The organism is Clostridium kluyveri DSM 555 (assembly GCF_000016505.1).
Lineage (GTDB): Bacteria > Bacillota > Clostridia > Clostridiales > Clostridiaceae > Clostridium_B > Clostridium_B kluyveri.
The window spans coordinates 1,388,279-1,406,291 of sequence record NC_009706.1 but is presented as its reverse complement, the minus strand read 5'-3'; the positions used below and the strand labels follow the sequence as shown (position 1 = coordinate 1,406,291).

Annotated in this window: 17 protein-coding genes; all 17 read right to left on the bottom strand. The window is 31.9% G+C overall.

What is annotated here, in order from left to right; translation table 11 throughout:
- Window positions 1–20: 20 nt before the first annotated feature.
- The 17 genes from coaBC to pstB all read right to left on the bottom strand — a co-directional run bounded on the left by coaBC (window position 21) and on the right by pstB (window position 18,009).
- Window positions 21–1,214, bottom strand: a complete 1,194-nt coding sequence (gene coaBC / locus CKL_RS06735) for a bifunctional phosphopantothenoylcysteine decarboxylase/phosphopantothenate--cysteine ligase CoaBC (protein WP_012101756.1) — start codon at window positions 1,212–1,214, stop codon at window positions 21–23.
- Window positions 1,211–1,429, bottom strand: coding sequence for a DNA-directed RNA polymerase subunit omega (gene rpoZ, locus CKL_RS06730; protein ID WP_012101755.1), 219 nt, complete (start codon window positions 1,427–1,429; stop codon window positions 1,211–1,213). Before rpoZ ends, coaBC begins: the two co-directional genes overlap by 4 nt.
- A complete protein-coding gene (gene gmk / locus CKL_RS06725; RefSeq protein ID WP_012101754.1) occupies window positions 1,371–2,036 on the bottom strand; it encodes a guanylate kinase in 666 nt (221 codons plus the stop codon). The genes rpoZ and gmk overlap by 59 nt, the downstream gene beginning before the upstream one ends.
- Window positions 2,033–2,311, bottom strand: coding sequence for an extracellular matrix/biofilm regulator RemA (remA, locus tag CKL_RS06720; RefSeq protein WP_012101753.1), 279 nt, complete (start codon window positions 2,309–2,311; stop codon window positions 2,033–2,035). Before remA ends, gmk begins: the two co-directional genes overlap by 4 nt.
- A gap of 15 nt (window positions 2,312–2,326) precedes the next feature.
- The gene (locus CKL_RS06715) at window positions 2,327–3,205 is read right to left on the bottom strand and encodes a YicC/YloC family endoribonuclease (protein WP_012101752.1); all 879 of its coding nucleotides are present in this window, start codon (window positions 3,203–3,205) and stop codon (window positions 2,327–2,329) included.
- A 348-nt stretch (window positions 3,206–3,553) separates the two neighbouring features.
- Window positions 3,554–5,032, bottom strand: a complete 1,479-nt coding sequence (gene spoIVA / locus CKL_RS06710) for a stage IV sporulation protein A (RefSeq protein WP_012101751.1) — start codon at window positions 5,030–5,032, stop codon at window positions 3,554–3,556.
- Between the two features lie 123 nt (window positions 5,033–5,155).
- Entirely contained in the window at window positions 5,156–6,130 is a 975-nt protein-coding gene (locus CKL_RS06705; RefSeq protein WP_012101750.1) for a glycosyltransferase family 2 protein, read from the bottom strand.
- Window positions 6,131–6,241: 111 nt separating this feature from the next.
- On the bottom strand, window positions 6,242–7,603 hold the full coding sequence (locus CKL_RS06700; protein WP_012101749.1) for a HAMP domain-containing sensor histidine kinase: 1,362 nt from the start codon (window positions 7,601–7,603) through the stop codon (window positions 6,242–6,244).
- A complete protein-coding gene (locus CKL_RS06695; protein ID WP_012101748.1) occupies window positions 7,600–8,277 on the bottom strand; it encodes a response regulator transcription factor in 678 nt (225 codons plus the stop codon). Before CKL_RS06695 ends, CKL_RS06700 begins: the two co-directional genes overlap by 4 nt.
- Window positions 8,278–8,472: 195 nt before the next feature.
- Window positions 8,473–10,707, bottom strand: coding sequence for a glycosyltransferase family 39 protein (locus tag CKL_RS06690; protein ID WP_012101747.1), 2,235 nt, complete (start codon window positions 10,705–10,707; stop codon window positions 8,473–8,475).
- Window positions 10,708–10,843: 136 nt separating this feature from the next.
- Window positions 10,844–11,842, bottom strand: coding sequence for an NAD(P)H-dependent glycerol-3-phosphate dehydrogenase (locus tag CKL_RS06685; protein WP_012101746.1), 999 nt, complete (start codon window positions 11,840–11,842; stop codon window positions 10,844–10,846).
- A gap of 3 nt (window positions 11,843–11,845) precedes the next feature.
- Window positions 11,846–13,162 (bottom strand): ribosome biogenesis GTPase Der, encoded by a 1,317-nt coding sequence (der, locus tag CKL_RS06680; RefSeq protein WP_012101745.1) that lies wholly within the window; start codon window positions 13,160–13,162, stop codon window positions 11,846–11,848.
- Between the two features lie 3 nt (window positions 13,163–13,165).
- The gene (locus tag CKL_RS06675; RefSeq protein WP_012101744.1) at window positions 13,166–14,500 is read right to left on the bottom strand and encodes a DUF512 domain-containing protein; all 1,335 of its coding nucleotides are present in this window, start codon (window positions 14,498–14,500) and stop codon (window positions 13,166–13,168) included.
- 288 nt (window positions 14,501–14,788) lie between these two features.
- Window positions 14,789–15,787, bottom strand: a complete 999-nt coding sequence (locus CKL_RS06670; RefSeq protein ID WP_012101743.1) for an inorganic phosphate transporter — start codon at window positions 15,785–15,787, stop codon at window positions 14,789–14,791.
- Entirely contained in the window at window positions 15,780–16,403 is a 624-nt protein-coding gene (locus CKL_RS06665) for a DUF47 domain-containing protein (RefSeq protein WP_012101742.1), read from the bottom strand. The genes CKL_RS06670 and CKL_RS06665 overlap by 8 nt, the downstream gene beginning before the upstream one ends.
- 125 nt (window positions 16,404–16,528) lie before the next feature.
- A complete protein-coding gene (gene phoU, locus CKL_RS06660; protein ID WP_012101741.1) occupies window positions 16,529–17,185 on the bottom strand; it encodes a phosphate signaling complex protein PhoU in 657 nt (218 codons plus the stop codon).
- 74 nt (window positions 17,186–17,259) lie between these two features.
- Window positions 17,260–18,009 carry a phosphate ABC transporter ATP-binding protein PstB gene (gene pstB / locus CKL_RS06655; protein ID WP_012101740.1) on the bottom strand — a complete coding sequence of 250 codons (750 nt, stop codon included), beginning with the start codon at window positions 18,007–18,009 and terminating at the stop codon, window positions 17,260–17,262.
- Between the last annotated feature and the right edge of the window lie 4 nt (window positions 18,010–18,013).

The window sequence follows — 18,013 nt, the reverse complement described above, 5'->3', positions numbered from 1 at the left end:
AAAATACCTAAAAAATTAAATTATCTAGACATTATTATATCAAATATTCTTCTGGCAACTTGCCTTTTATTCATCTTATCTAAACTGACTTTATCTCCATTATTAAATAATATAGTTACTTTATTATCATCTGAAGAAAATCCAATATCAGAACCTGTTATGTCATTGGCAACTATATAATCTAAATTTTTAGCTTTTAATTTTTTCTCCGCATTTTCAATTAAATCATTGCTTTCAGCTGCAAATCCAACCAAAATCTGTTTATCTTTCAATTGGCCTAATCTTTTTAATATATCTATATCCTTAATTAAAGGTAGTAAAAATTCATTTTCATTCTTTTTTATCTTTTTATCCGAGTAACTTTTAGGTTTATAATCACACACCGCAGCAGCTTTTATTATTATATCCTGTTTATCAAAATCCTTAAGCACTGCATCTAACATTTCTTCATTCGTACTTACACCTATAAAGTTAACTCCAAAAGGAACTTTTATATTTGTAGGTCCTGAAATAAGAGTTACCTCTGCCCCTCTATCTCTGGCTTCCTCTGCTACAGCATATCCCATTTTTCCAGAGGATTTATTAGTTATATATCTTACAGGATCTAGGTCTTCTCTTGTAGGTCCTGCAGTTACCACAACCTTTTTTCCCTTTAGATCTTTTATATCATAGAGCATACTTTCAATTACTTGTACTATAGAATCTGTATTTTCAAGTTTGCCTGTGCCCACATCACCGCAAGCAAGCTTTCCTGTGGATGGTTCTATAAATTCATAGCCTAATTTCCTAAGCCTGTTTATATTGTCCTGTACAATAGGATTATTATACATATTGGTATTCATTGCAGGAGCAAAAACTACAGGAGCTTTGGTAGCCATAATAGTTGTAGTCAAAAGATCATCTGCTATACCATTTGAAACTTTGCCTATTATATTTGCAGTAGCTGGAATTATTGCCATCAAATCCGCTTCTTTAGCAAGAGAGATATGCTGAATATCCCAAGCTTCAGGTTCACAAAACATATCAATATTTACTATATTTTGACTCAAAGTTTGAAAACTCAAGGGAGTTACAAACTCTGCAGCAGCTTTTGTCATTATTACCTTTATCTGAAAATCCTTTTTCTTCAATTTGCTAATAACATCCAGAGATTTATATACTGCAATCCCACCTGTTACACCTATAACTATGTTTTTTTTCTCGCCTTTCATCATTTAATACCTTCTTTTACAGTTTCATAAGTAATTGCCCTATCACTTATTTCTTTAATAGCTATGGTTACAGGTTTAGTTGAATCTATATCTACTAGAGCTTCAGAACCTTCAATTAATTGTCTTGCCCTTTTAGCAGTCATGGTAACTAGAGTATATCTATTCTCCACTTTTTTCAATAAATCCACAATAGATGGATTTATCATCGAGTTGTTCATAAGTAACTCCCTCCTTGGAACTTAATATTTCATCTTTAATTCTATCTACTCTGCACTTTTCAGCAGCAATTATGCTTTCTATATTTCTTACTGCACATTCAATAGTATCGTTTATAACCGCATAATTGTATTTTGATACATAATTGATTTCCTTATACGCTGATTTAAATCTGGTCATAAGAGACTCCGGCGTTTCACTGCCTCTTTTTATAATCCTATTTTTAAGTTCTTCCATTGAAGGTGGAAGTATAAATATAAATACTCCTTTAGGATAAGCTTCCTTTACTTTTAAGGCCCCCTGAATATCTATTTCAAGCACCACATCTTTTCCTTCATCTATAGCCTTTAAAACCTCAGATTTAGGAGTTCCATAATAATTTCCATATACTTTTGCATATTCTAAAAAATCTTTATTCTCCACTTTGGCTTTAAAAATTTCTTCAGTAAAAAAATAATAGTTTATCCCATCCACCTCCCCTTTTCTTGGGGATCTGGTAGTGGCTGAAATGGACATCCAAAAATTATTTTTGCTGATTAATTCTTTGCATATTGTCCCCTTGCCAGTTCCAGAAGGCCCTGATATAACAATTAAAAGCCCCTTTTTCATTGTGCTTCAACCTCACTAATTTCATCTTCTTCACCTTTAGTGGACAATCTATGTGCTACCGTTTCAGGCTGAACTGCTGATAGTATTACATGATCACTATCTGTTATTATAACAGCTCTTGTTCTTCTGCCATAAGTAGCATCTATAAGCATGCCCCTATCTCGCGCCTCTTGAATTATTCTCTTTATAGGCGCAGATTCTGGACTAACTATAGCTATCAATCTATTAGCTGAGACAATATTCCCAAAGCCTATATTTATTAACTTTATACCCATATATTTCCTCCTAGTTCATTCCACATTTTGTATTTGTTCTCTTATTTTTTCTATTTCGTTTTTTATTTCTAATATGCTTTTAGTTATATTTAAATTCGTAGATTTTGAAGCAATAGTATTTGCTTCCCTATTCATTTCCTGTAATATAAAATCAAGTTTCCTTCCTACAGGTTCATCTGCAGTTAAAGTCTTCTGAAATTGAACTATATGACTATTTAATCTTACAATTTCTTCATCGATACTAGACTTATCTGCAAATAAGGCCACTTCCATTTCAATTCTACTTTCATCCACCGGATATTCTTCTAATAAATTCCTTAGCCTTTGGGAAAGTTTATTCCTATAATCTTTTACCACTTCTTGAGAATTATTTCCTACTTCAATTAATAAACTTAAAATGTAATTACATTTTTCAGATAAATCTTTTTCAAGCTTTTCTCCCTCTTTTTCTCTCATATCTACAAGCATGGAAAGTGCATCATTTAGAGCCTGTGATAAATACTTCCAGATATGTTCCACATCCTCTTCTTCCTTTTTTAATGTTATCACCTCTGGAAATTTAGCCACAAGACTTAGGGGTATATTTTCTTTTATGTCATATTTTTCCTTGATTCTATTAAAACATTCCACATAGCTGTCCGCTAAACCCTCATCCAATATGGCTTTTGTACCATAATTACTGGAACTCCTTTGAGTTACAATTATATCCACCTTACCCCTATTTATTCTTTGTAATATGACTTTTCTCATTTTATCTTCTAAAAGCATAAGACTTTTAGGCATTTTAACATTCAAATCACAGTATCTGTGATTTACACTTTTCATTTCCACTATAAAACTTTGATTCTCATCTTCTAAAGTACCTCTTCCAAATCCAGTCATACTTCTAATCATTATAATTTCATCCTTCCACATATATAACCTTATGAATCCATATTAATTATACATAAATACTAATAATAATTTCAAGGTAATTCATAGTGGAAGATTTAAAAACCTCTAAATTCCTGTATAGATGAGATAAATTATAACTTTAAAACGATTATAACATAAAATGCCCATAATAAAAGAATAAATTAAAAATTTATTTCTATTTTCCATGATGACTGCTAGAACACAAATATCATTTAAATCAAAAATTTAGAACTTCAGATAATTAAATTTAAACCTATCTAAAGTTCCCAATTGAACACATATAACTACTGATTTTTTGAATATGTTATCGTAAATACTTTAAAAAAATTATAGTATAATACATATTAAGCCGCCATTACCCTCATTTATAATTTTTTGGAGAGTTTTTTGTATTTTTACTTGAATATCTTCCGGCATTTTATATAATTTATTTTGAAGTCCTTCCTTTACTAAAATTTCCAAGGACTTTCCAAACATATTACTCTGCCATATTTTAGAAGGATCACTTTCAAATTGCTCCAGCAGAGACTTTACCATCTCCTCGCTTTCCCTTTCTGTACCCATAATAGGAGAAACCTCTGTTTGAATATCTGCTCTTATAAAATGAAGGGAAGGGGCACTGGCTTTTAATTTTACTCCGAATCTATTTCCTTGCTTCACTATTTCAGGTTCTTCCAGCTTCATTTCAGAAAGTTGTGGTGCCACAAGACCATATCCTGTTTCTTTAACTTCCTTCAAGGCTCCTGATATTTTATCATATTCAACCTTAGCTTCATGCATCTTTTCAACTATACTAATTAAATCACTTTCTCCTTGAATTTCTTCTTCACAAACTTCGCTAAGTACTCTATAATAAAGACTTTTTTTAGGCTTTAAATTAATCCTTGCAGTTCCTTCTCCCATATTAATTTCCTTTATTATAGGTTCATCTATAAATTCTATGTCACGAACTCCTTGAAGTGACCTATCTATATCTCTAACTTTGTATATAGTATCGCACATTTCTTTTACCAAATTTATGAAGTTTACCTTTAGCCAATGTACAGTATCCATTTTTTCTATCCATTCTGGCATATCAATATTTATTTCTTTAACTGGGAACTCTTTAAGTACTCTCTGGAATACACTTGTTACATCTTCTTCTTTCATATTTAATACATCCATGGTCTGCACAGGTACATCATATTTGTTTTCTAATTCTTTCTTTAAAGCTACAGTATCAGGGTCATAAGGATGCTGTGAATTTAGAACCGTTATAAAAGGTTTATTTATGGACTTCAATTCATTTACTACTCTTTCCTCTGCTTCCACATAATCTTCCCTATTTATATCCGTTATAGAGCCATCTGTAGTAATTAAAAGTCCTATGGTAGAATGCTCGTTTATTACCTTTTTTGTCCCAATTTCCGCCGCTTCCTCAAAAGGTATCTCATAATCATACCAAGGAGTAGTCACCATCTTCGCTTCTTCTCCTTCCATGTATCCTGATGCACTTTTAACTATATATCCTACACAGTCTACCATTCTTATTTTAAATTTGGCACCTCCCTCTAAATTTATCTCTATAGCTTCATTAGGTACAAATTTAGGTTCTGTAGTATGGATAGACTTTCCCGAAGAACTTTGAGGTAATTCATCTTTAGCCCGCTGCTTTTTATAGGCATTATTTATGTTTGGCAATACCATAATCTCCATGAATCTTTTTATAAAAGTTGATTTTCCTGTTCTAACAGGCCCTACTACTCCTACATATATATCCCCCTGAGTTCTCTCAGCAATATCTTTGTATATATCAAAATTTTCCAAAATATGCCCTCCAATAATCTAATATTAACAGTATATATATATTTTTATATGTAACATTTTATTACTAGATCTTTTATGAAAGCATCGATAATTGAAATAAAAGGCTAGAGAAAAACAAGCTCCCTAGCTTTTCATATTTAAATTATTCGAATCTATTTTTTCATAATTTACAATATTATCCACTATATATATTGGTCTATCTTTTACCTCATCAAATATTCTTCCAATGTACTGTCCCATTATCCCCATACTTATAAAGAGTAGACTTATCATAAATGAATTAATGGAGAGTACCAATCCCATACTTAAAATATCAACTCTATTAGCTATATTTTTAATAATTATAATGATTGCTGAAAGCAGGCTTGCTATTAATAGAAAAACCCCCACATAATTTATAAGAGACAATGGTCTGTAAGATAGCGAAGTTATGCCATCTAAAGCTAGCTTCACCATTTTACTTAACGGGTATTTTGTTTCTCCTGCAAGTCTTTTCTGCCTGATAAACTCTACATAGGTCTGTTTAAATCCTACCCAGCTAACCAGCCCCCTTACATATCTATTTTTCTCTGGCAGCGAGGACAATGCATCACATACTTTTCTATCAATAAGTCTAAAATCTCCCACATCCGTAGGTATATCCACACTAGTCATAGATTTTAATAATTTATAATATATGGAGGCTGTAAATTTTTTAAAGAAAGTCTCCCCTTCTCTTTTAACTCTCTTGCCATAAACTACTTCATAACCCTCTTTCCATTTTTCTATCATCTTCAAAATAACTTCCGGTGGATCCTGCAGATCTGCATCAATTACAACAATAGCCTCTCCCATAGCTATATTCATTCCTGCGGTTATTGCAGCCTGATGGCCAAAATTCCTTGAAAAATTAACTAATTTTATTCTAAAATCCTTTTTACAAATCAATTGTACTTTAGTTTTTGTACCGTCTTTACTACCATCATTTACAAATACGATTTCATACTCTTCTCCTGTAGAATCCATAACTTCTTTAAGTCTTTTATAACTTTCAAATATTACAAGCTCTTCATTATATAAAGGTACCACAACACTATAGATAACTTTATCTTTAAACATCTTTACACCTCACTTAACTTCATCTTTATAAAGATTATAGATAAAAATTATAGTTACAATATGTAATAGTTGTGTGAATTTTATGTGATCATAAAAAGCAACCATATTTAATTAATGATTGCCTTTAATAGGGTACTTAATTATAAAACTTACGCCCTTTTCTCTATTTACAGCTTTTATATCTCCACCATAAAAATCTATTATTTTTTTTGAAATAGCAAGCCCCATTCCAAAATTACCTGTTTTATCTTTGTACATGTTGTCAAATATACGCTCCATATCTTCATTCTTAATACTATTTCCATCATTATAAATTTCAAGTGTGGAAAAGCCATTTTTATTCTTCAAACTTATCTTTATGGTAGTTTTAGCATACCTTAGTGCATTGTCTAATATATTTTCTATAGAAACTTGTATCTTTTCCATATCGCCCCAAACCAGACTTTTATGAATATCTAATTCCCAGTGGATATCATTTTTAAGCACATTAAATCTATCTATCATATTATTTACAACCTGCCCCAAATCAACACTTTCGTTTTCCACATTATTCTCCAACATATATTCTAAAGTATTAAAATATAGTATTTCTTTAATTCTTTTTTCTAAGTTTAAAGCTTCATCTCTTATTATCTCTGCAGTTTTTTCCACGGAATCTATATATATTCCATCTATAATCGCCTCGGCATGCCCCATAATAACCATAACCGGTGTTTTTAAATCATGGGATATGCTTTGGAGAAATAGCTTTTCATTCTCATCTGCATATTTTAATTTTTTTTGCATAACATTCATAGAATCTGCCAAGCTCCCGATTTCATCATTACTTTTAACTTTAATGGGTTCTCCCCATTGTTTATTAGATATTCTTCTGGTATAATTTTCTAGTTCTTTAAGTGGCCTTGAAATATAAGAAGCTACAAGTTTTGAAGTAAAAAAGGCTATAATAATAAATATAATTCCTATAATAATCACATTATATAATATACTATTGTCTGCAAAATAGGGCATATAGGTAATAAGATAAGATTTTCCAGACTGCTGATTTTTTATTGAACTTATAATAAAAAAGAATTTCTTGTTATCATAGTATTCTTTAAACTGTTTTTGGCCGCTTTCTGCATATTTAGTAAAGCTAATCATCCAATTTCTTTCATCACTCTGCTCCGGTCTAGGTTGATTAGGAGGCTGATTTATATCCATTACCTTGGTTTCATTATTATCTATAGTAACAACCAAATTTTGTATTTCTCTCAAATTTCTCAGCTTATCAAATCTTAAGGGCTCATTAAAATTATCATTTTTTAATAACATATTGTGGGCTACCTTTAAATCTTCAATTTTAGCTTTTTCATCAAAAGCCCTAAATACAAACATATATAAAAATGAAATACAACATATTATTATAAGAATCATAATTGTAAATGTCATCCATATTCTCAACATTAAGGACTTTATTTTAGGTTTCTTCATACTCTCACAACCAATTTATATCCATAGCCATATACTGTTTCTATGGTTAACTTATCTGCTTTTTTTCTCAGCCTTCTTATGGTATCATCCACTACTCTGTCTGAACCAAAGTAATCATTTCCCCATACATTCATTAAAATTTGTTCCCTTGATATTAAATTATTCTTGTTTTCTGTAAGATAACTCAACAATTCAAATTCCTTGTTGGTAAGCTGCAATTCTTCTCCCTTAAAAAAAACCATCCTTTGATTTTTACTAATTAAATATTCTCCAATATTTATATCTGTATTTTTAGTATTATGTTCATTTCCATATATTCTTTCCATAAGCTTATTAGTCCTTATAACCAATTCCCTGGGCAAAAATGGTTTGGATAAATAATCATCACTACCAAGCTCCAGTCCCACTACCCTATCTAATTCTTCATTTCTGGCAGACATAAATATAACAGGAGTATTTTTATTATTTTGTTTTATATATTTAATTAGTTCATACCCATCTATATCTGGAAGCATTATATCCAGTATCCAAAGATCCGGCATATCCTTTATTCTTTTCTTTGCACAGCTGCCATCAAAAAAAGTAGTAACATCATACCCTTCATTTCTGAGATACTTTTCAAGCAAAACATTTAAATTTCGTTCATCTTCTACCAAATATATTCTTTTAGCCAATATTACCACCTCAACTTAAATTAGCTAGTGAAATACTTTAACGTCCCTATTTTATCATATCTTTAAAAAGCTGTCCATGAAGTATGGGTATTTTAAACAAATAATACAAAATACACAAAAAGATTCAAGGGGAAAATTATTATACATAATCCCATTCCCTTGAACCTCTGAATCACTTGATTTAAATTCTTTTCCCTACAAGCTATCTCTATACTCTTTTAAATCATATAGTTGTTTTTGAGAATCTCTGCCTCCCATTCCCTGTTGATTTTTTGAACTTGTGTCATTTTGTGTACTATTTGATGACTCAGTAGTAGATTCACTTGAATTACTGTATTCACTTGAAGAAACCACTTTTCCATTCTCTTTAACCCAGTTCATAATTTCACTACTGGAATTGCCTCCGCCTGAACCTCCTACCATTACATATCTAACTTCTCCATTTTTTACTAATTCTTTAAACTCATTCAGGGTAATTGCCTTATTGTTTCCCATAAATCCTCCGAGAGACATTACAGCTTCTCCTGTATTTAGTATTATATCGGAAGCCTCATTAGAGGATGAAACCACAAGCAGATATTTTTCATTTGTCTTATTTTCAAGCAAAAATTCTATAAGTTTTGAATTGCTATTATTCATATTATCCTGTGGACTGCCGCCTGAGTTTCCCTGCTGACCAGGACCTGATTGTTGGTTTGAAGATAGAAGTTCCAATCCTGCTGCTGGAAAAGAACCATTGAGCTTATTAAATAGTACCTGTGAAGATCCTGTAAGCGGTGTTATCAAAAGTCCTATAATTGATACTCCTACCAGAATTTTTTTCATTCTGAGTATTTTATTTTGTTCATATGTTTTTCTGCCTTTTAAAATATTTAGTGCACCCAATATTATTGAAGGTATTATACATAAAACTGCTATTAATATCATCAATACCTTAACAATACCTGAATAGCTGTTAAAGTAACTGGCTACCAATAATTGAATACCTCCATTAACTAATAACGCCCCAGGTAAAAGCCAGCTCTTCCACCCTCTCTCTTTGTAAAATTCCCACATTGAAGTAATTCCTATTCCTGCAAGTGCCGCAACTGGCGGTGCAAGCATAGTCAAATAATAGGAATGGAATGTACCTGTATTGAAGCTGAAATATATAAAGACAGGTAAAAACCACATAAACCATAAAGCTAACCCTTGTTTTCTATTATTATCTAATCTCAATCTCAACTTTTCTTTAATGGCTGAAGCTATGAATCCAAATATGGCAAGAGGTATAAACCAGCATATCTGATCTGAAAGTGTATTTTTTGAAAATAGTCTTATAATTCCCTGAGCAGCCTGACCTCCAAAGGTGCTGGACTGTACTCCTCCTTGAGTATTTCCACCTCCAGGGCCTTGTCCTCCTGCACCACCTTCCATATTTTTGCCATTATTAGAGTTAGGTGGACTTCCGCTGCTATTACCATCTGGATTCCCTGGGAATTGCCCTGAAAACTCTGTAGAATTATAATCGGATGTTTTTGAATACGATGATCTACCTTCATCAGCTTTTGAGTTTTCTTTAAACTGCGGAGGAGTTTGTCCCTTTCCTCCTGGTGCACCTCCCCCCATACCTTTACTAGATGAACTAAGGGATAATCTCTCCGTTCCATTATGACCTACTATAAGTTCCATAACCGTATTATTAGTACTGCTGTCCACATAAGGTCTATTTGCAGCAGATATGGAGTCCACAACTAATGCCCATGACAATGATACTGCCACAAGTACAAAGGTACTTACTACAAGATGGATTATTCTCTTTTTAACCGAAACATTTGTAGCAAGAAGGTATGTTATATATAATGCAGGAACTACCATATAGGCCTGAAGCATCTTTACATTAAATCCTACTCCTACAAGTGCCATACTTATTATGAGGTATTTAAATTTTTCCTTTTCCGCCGCTATGGAAAGTGCAAGGCATGCAAATAATAAAACCATCACAAGCACATTATCTATTGTATTGTTTCTGCTTGCAGCTACAAATACTGGGGTTACTGCAAGACATAATGCAGAAATGAGTCCTGCCATGCTGCCAAAGGCTCTCTTCACAATAAAATAAATTAATATAACGGAAATTACTCCTGCCAGAGCCTGAGGCAAAATTATACTAGCACCGCTAAATCCAAATATTTTAGCAAATATAGCCTGAATCCAAAAACCCAGAGGTGGTTTATCAATAGATACAAACCCTGCCGGATCAAAAGATACAAAGAAGAAATTTTTAAAACTCATAGTCATACTTTTTACAGCTGCAGCATAATAAGAATTCCCATAACCTTCTATACTCAAATTCACAAAATTTAATATAGAAGAGAGTACTACAATTAATATTAGTGCCACATTTTCTTTTATAAATTTTATTTTATTTGCTAATTTTATTTTATTCATTAAATTCACTCCCTTTTTACCTACATTCACAATGTAAGATTATACTATGCAAAAATTATAACCTTTGTTTGTTGTGTAAATATCAAAAATCTATGTGAAATTTATGTGATTGCAAATAATTTAAGGAGATTATACATTAATATATTTCACTTTTTTTATCTCTACTCATTAATTCATATACAATATATTTAGGATCTTTTTCCTGAAATAATATTTTATAAAGGGCATCTGTTATAGGCATCTGTACTTGTAATTTTTCTTTTAATCCATAAAAAGCATTACATGCCTTTATACCCTCTACCACCATGCCTATTTGTTCCACTGCTTCTTTTACAGGCATTCCCTGCCCTATAAGTATACCTGCTCTTCTATTTCTACTGTGCATACTCGTACAGGTAACTATAAGATCTCCTATACCTGTGAGCCCTGTGAAGGTTTCCCTTTTTCCCCCCAATTTTTCTCCAACTCTCATTATTTCCGCAATACCCCTTGTCATAAGTGCAGCTTTAGAGTTGTCTCCATATCCTATTCCATCAGAAATCCCGGCAGCCAGGGCAATTATATTTTTAACTGCCCCCCCAATTTCTACACCCACAATATCCTCATTTGTATAAACTCTAAATTTTTTTGTCATAAATAAATCTTGAATTTTTTCTGCATATTCCATATATTTTGAAGATGTCACTACTGTAGTTGGTATATCCTTTGCCACTTCTTCTGCATGACTTGGTCCTGAAAGTACTACTACTTTATTGTCATGCAGTTCTTCCTCAATGACCTGTGAAAGTCTCTTTGTACTTTCCTCTTCTATTCCCTTTGCTATATTTACAATTATTTGATCTTTTCTTATGAATTTTTTAAAATTTTTACAAACTTCCCTAACAGCCTGAGAAGGTACTGACAAAACTAGAACATTTCCCGCTTTTATAACTTCTTCTGCATTACTAGAAGCCTTCACTCCTTCTGGAATTACTACGCCGTGAAGATACTGTATATTTTCTCTTTTTACATTTATATCTTCTACTATGTGCAATTTTCTATCCCACAAATTTACCTTTATGCCTTTTTTTCCAAGCATCACTGAAAGGGCAGTTCCAAAACTTCCCCCACCCAAAAAAGATACAGATAAACACATAAGTTATTCCTTCCTTTCCCTAAATTCTAATTTTATACCGGTTCCGGTAAAATCAAAGCTGTCCCTCAATTGATTTTCAATATACCTTCTGTAGGAAAAATGGATACACTTAGAATCATTTACAAAAAACACAAAAGTAGGCGGCTTTGTACCTATTTGTGTAACATAGTAGATCTTCAATCTTTTATTACCTACCACAGGAGGCTCTTTCATCATTACTATTTTACCTATTATGTCATTTAAAATTCCCGTTTTTATCTGTTTGCAATAATTATCATAGCATTCCCTTACCATCTTAAAAATTCTATTTACCCGTTGACCTGTTTTAGCAGAAATAAACAAATAAGGTGCATATGACATAAATGAGAGACTACTTCCTATGCTGGTCTTGTATTTATTTACAGTTTTTGTATCTTTATCTACCAAATCCCATTTATTAATTACAACCATTATAGCTTTATTTAATTCATGGGCATATCCTATTATTTTTTCATCCTGTTCACTTATATCATGGGTGGCATCCAACATCAATATGCACACATCTGCCCTCTCAACCGCAGTATATGTCCTTATAACACTGTATTTCTCTATTTCTTCTTTAACCTTACTTTTTCTTCTAACTCCTGCAGTATCTATTAATAAAAATTTTCCTTCATCTGTTTCTAAATAACTGTCTATAGCATCTCTCGTAGTACCTGGAATATCACTCACTATTACCCTTTCTTCTCCTAAAAGTTTATTTATAAGAGAAGACTTTCCTACATTAGGTTTTCCTATAAATGCTATTTTTATATATTCGCTGTCTTCATCTTCATTACCTTCATTTTTAAAATTTTCCACCAGCTTATCCAGCATATCTCCAAGTCCTAATCCCTGAGATGCAGAAATGGATATGGGCTCTCCTATTCCCAAGTTATAAAATTCGTATATATAATTTTCCTGCTTCATATTATCTATTTTATTTACCACAAGCACTATAGGCTTCTTACTCTTTCTGAGCATTTGAGCCACTTCTTTATCGGCTGCGGTGAGCCCTTCTCTTCCATCTACTATAAATATTATTACATTTGCAGTTTCTATAGCCACCTGTGCCTGCCTTCGCATTTTAGAAATTATTACGTCATTATTTTCAGGCTCGATTCCCCCCGTATCAATTATGGTAAAATTATAATTCAGCCACTCCGCCTGAGCATACACCCTATCTCTGGTAACTCCCGGAGTATCCTCTACTATGGATATTCTTTTTCCTGCAAGCTTATTAAATAATGTAGACTTTCCTACATTAGGCCTTCCTACTATAGCCACTATTGGTTTTCCCATTAGTCATTCCACCTCACTGTTTTCATTTATGATCTGTATTAAATCTTTTCCTGTATAATCACATACCAGTATTTTTCTATTTAAAGAATTTTCTAATTCTTCCAGAGTTACATCATCTAAAAATACTCTTTTATTTGACTCTGAAAGTTCATATCCTTTTCGCAGCATACATTCTGGTATAATCAAATAATTGCCTAAAATTTCACATTTTAATTGTTCTAATATATCCTTTGAAGTAACAAGTCCTGCTATAGTTATAGTGTTACCAAAGAAATTGTTTATTATCTTTTTTACATGGATTATTATATGAGGATTTGTTTTCATTATTTTTTTAGCTGCATTTTTTATTTCCTCATATGCTAAATCCCCCGTTATAAGGGTAAATGAGCCCTTTGCCTTTAAATTTAAATCCTTGAGTCCATTTTTTATATTGTCTCTAAAAATCCTTACCATTCCCACTCCATCTTCCAACTGCTTATAATTCTCATAAAATTTGGCGGAGGGGATTTCTTTATTTGAAATAATGTAAAATTCATCTGAAAATCTTACAAAGGGAACTCCTATTTCTTTTATGTATTTTTTCTGAAGTTCTTCTGCAATTTCCAGCTGCTCTCTGGCAGAATTTTCATTATATTGTTTTAAATTAAAAAGTCCCTGTCTATATTTTGTAATTCCTACAGGTACCACTGCCACATTTTCCACTTCTGGATATAATTTATAAAGATCTTCTATAGTTCTTTTAAGTTCCCTGCCGTCATTTATACCAGGGCACAATACTATCTGACAATTTATTTTTATATGATTTTTTGTAAGCTTTTTCAGTACTTTATAGATATTTCCTGCAAATCTGTTATTTATCATTTTTACTCTTAACTTGGGATTGGTAGTATGTACCGATACATTTATAGGACTTATTTTATATTTAATTATCCTATCTATATCCTCTTTGCGCATATTTGTTAAAGTAACAAAATTGCCCTGTAAGAATGCCAGTCTTGAATCATCATCCTTAAAATAAAGAGTTTTTCTCATTCCCTTTGGCATCTGATCTATAAAACAAAAGATACACTTATTATGGCAACTTTTAGGTTTATCCAAAATTGCATCTTCAAATTCCACCCCTAAATCTTCATCATATTCTTTTTCTATCTCTAAAGTCCATATTTCTCCGCTTTTCTTTTGAATTTCCACTTCTACATAATCATCACTTATAAGAAATTTATAATCTATAATATCTTTGACTTTTGTATTATTAATGGATATAAGATAATCTCCCACTTCCATTTCCATTTCTTCGGCAATACTTCCAGGTTTAATTGCCTTAATTTTATTTTTCATGCATACAACTCCCAGTTAAAATTTTTATTCAAAAGCTAAAAGTAGTTAATACCCCCATCTTCTTCAAAGGGAGATAAGCATTGCTATATTCCCGGATAAGTCCTTCCCCTAAAGGATAACGTATTCTAAGTGCTAAAGACACTAAGAATACTGTTAATAAGGTTCAGATTGCACACTTAGAATATACTCTAATATACCCATTTAGTCAATTATTAAAGTTTTTGGGCATATACACCAAAAAATAAAAAATCTCTCTAAAAATTATTTTATAGAAGAGATTTTTAAAAATTAAATTAATTCTACTAAAAATACTAAAACCCCTGAAATAAGTGCACAGCCAGGTATGGTAACTATCCATGCAAAAACTATATCTTTTACCACAGCCCATCTTACCGCCGAAAATCTCTTAGATGCACCGACTCCCATTATAGCTGTAGTTATTATATGAGTTGTACTAACTGGTGCATTAAACATAGTGGCGGTAAATATTACTGCTGAGGCTCCCATTTCTGCTGAAAAGCCATTTACAGGTGCCATTTTAGCCATTTTACATCCCATAGTTTTTATTATCTTTTTTCCGCCAAGGCCTGTACCTAAAGCCATAGCCAGTGCACAGCAAACTTTTACCCACAACGGAACAGCAAATACCTGAAGAAAACCTGTACTTACCAGGGTCATAGTTATAATTCCCATGGTCTTTTGCGCATCATTTCCTCCATGATTAAAAGCTATCAGCATAGCAGAAAATATCTGGGCTTTTGAAAAAATCTTGGTTACTGTACTGGGTCTTGTATTTTTTAAAATCATATTCATAATAGTCATAAATACAAATCCTATTATAAATCCCATTATAGGTGATAGTATAAGCCAAAGTATAACTTCAAAAAAAAGACTTCCCCAATTGATTATGAGAAAAGAACTTTTATATACAATAGCAGAACCGACTAACCCTCCTATTAATGCATGAGAAGAACTGCTTGGTATTCCAAAATACCAGGTTATTAAATTCCATATTATAGCCCCTAAAAGTGCTGCTATAATTACATTCTGAGTAATATCATTGGGATTTACTATACCTTTTCCCACTGTTTGTGCTACCTTTACACTCATAAATGCTCCTATAAAATTAAAAAAAGCTGACATTACTACCGCATCTTTAAGTGTCAGAACCCTGGTAGATACACAACAAGCTATAGCATTCGCACTATCATGGAAACCATTTATTATATCAAATACCAATGCAATTATTACTATTACTACCGTTAAAATTAAAGTACCGCTAAGCATTTTTCATTACTACCCCTTCGATAACATTAGCTAAATCTTCACAAGCATCCAGTGTATCTTCTAAATATTGATATATTTCTCTCCATTTTATAACATCTATAACTTTCATATCTTTCCTAAATATATCTCCAATAGCTTTTCTTGAAAGAATATCTCCTTGTTCTTCTATTCTATTTACTTCTATTATCCTCTTAGCTAGATGTTTGCTTGTTTTCATATTTTTTAACTCTTCCATTATAGAAATCAGTTCCTTGCAGCAATCAACTATCATTTTACTTAAACTACGGGCTTCATCAGTACATTCATTTACATTGAACATTACAAATCTACTAGCTGTAGATTCTATAAGGTCAATAATATCATCTGTATCCTTTGCTATAACATATATATCCTCTCTATCAAATGGAGTAATAAATGTGCTGTTTAGCTGTTCTAATAGTTCATGTTGTTTTTTATCTCCTTGGTGTTCCACCTCTTTTAATTTTTTTAAATTTTTTTCTGAATTTTCAAGATCGTCCAAAAAATCTAATAACATTTTTGAAGCTTTATAAGCAATATTTGCAGTTTGCACAAAGAACTCATAAAACTTGTCCTCTTTTGGAGTAAAAGTAAACATTATATCCCTCCTGGCATTGAAAGTATACATTTTCGACCTTATAAAGTATACCATAAATTTAATAAAAATTAAATAAAAAAAAGACTTTAAACCCTCTTCAGTTTAAAGCCTAACCTCTACATAAACTATTCATTTAAATCTTTTTGCTCTCCTGTAACTAAATATATGGTTCCCTCGCATATGTTAGTTACATGATCCGCTATTCTCTCTAAATATTTACAAACGAACAAAAGCTGAGTAGCTTGGTTTATTTTATCATGATCTTCACTCATAATCTCTATTAATTCCTTAAACACATGCTTATACAATCTATCTATTTCATCATCCATTTTACAAGCAGCATAGGTTTCATCAACATCTCTATCTACATAGGCATCCAGGGCCTTTTTTATCATATCATTAACTATTTTAGACATTTTACCTATGTCTATCAGCTTTTTTACATACTTTTCACCTTTAAGCTTTATAGTTATTTTGGCTATATCTACGGCATGATCTGCCATCCTTTCAAGATCTGTTATTATTCTAGCTGTTGTAAATATTGTCCTTAGATCTATGGCCAGAGGCTGTTCTTTTGCAGTGAGTTTTATACATTTATCTTCTATCTCTCTATATAGACCATCTACTAAATCATCATTTTTTATGGTCTCTTTTGCCAAATTCTCGTCCTGTTTAACTAGTGCCTCTATACACTGATGAATTTGTTTTTCTACCATACTCCCCATTCTCAATACATCATTATGCATTTCTTCCAATGCATAGTCAAATGCCTTTCTGGTCATAATAACCACCTCTTTTCAATTATTAATTACATTATGACATATATTACAATATTTAAAAAGTATTTTCAGTAAAATTAGCCAAATCTTCCTGTGATATAATCCTCTGTTCTCTTATCTTTAGGTTTATAAAAAATATCTTCTGTTTTTTCGGCTTCAATAATTTCCCCATTTAAGAAAAAGGCAGTATAATCGGATATTCTCCCTGCCTGCTGCATATTATGAGTCACTATTATTATGGTATATTTCTTCTTTAACACATCCATAAGTTCTTCTATTCTCAATGTAGATATGGGATCCAGTGCTGAAGTAGGTTCATCCATTAAAAGTACATCTGGCTGTACAGCAAGAGTTCTTGCTATGCACAACCTTTGCTGTTGTCCTCCAGATAGGCCAAGTGCATTTCTGTCTAATCTATCTTTCACCTCATCCCAAATGGCTGCATCTCTTAAGCTATTCTCTACTAATTCGTCTAATATGCTTTTTTTCTTCATACCATGTATTCTTGGCCCATAGGCTACATTATCATATATAGACATGGGAAATGGGTTAGGACTTTGAAATACCATTCCAACTCTTTTCCTTAAATCTATAACGTCATAATCTCTGTATATATTTTTACCTTCAAAAAATACTTCCCCTTCAATTTTAACCGAATCTATTAAATCATTCATCCTATTTAAAGTTCTTAAAAAAGTTGATTTTCCACATCCTGAAGGTCCTATTAAAGCTGTAACAGAATTTTTTTCCACACCTAGATTTATCTTTTTAAGAGCTTGATTGGAACCATAATATAAATCAAGGTCTTCTGTCTGTATTATATTCATCAAC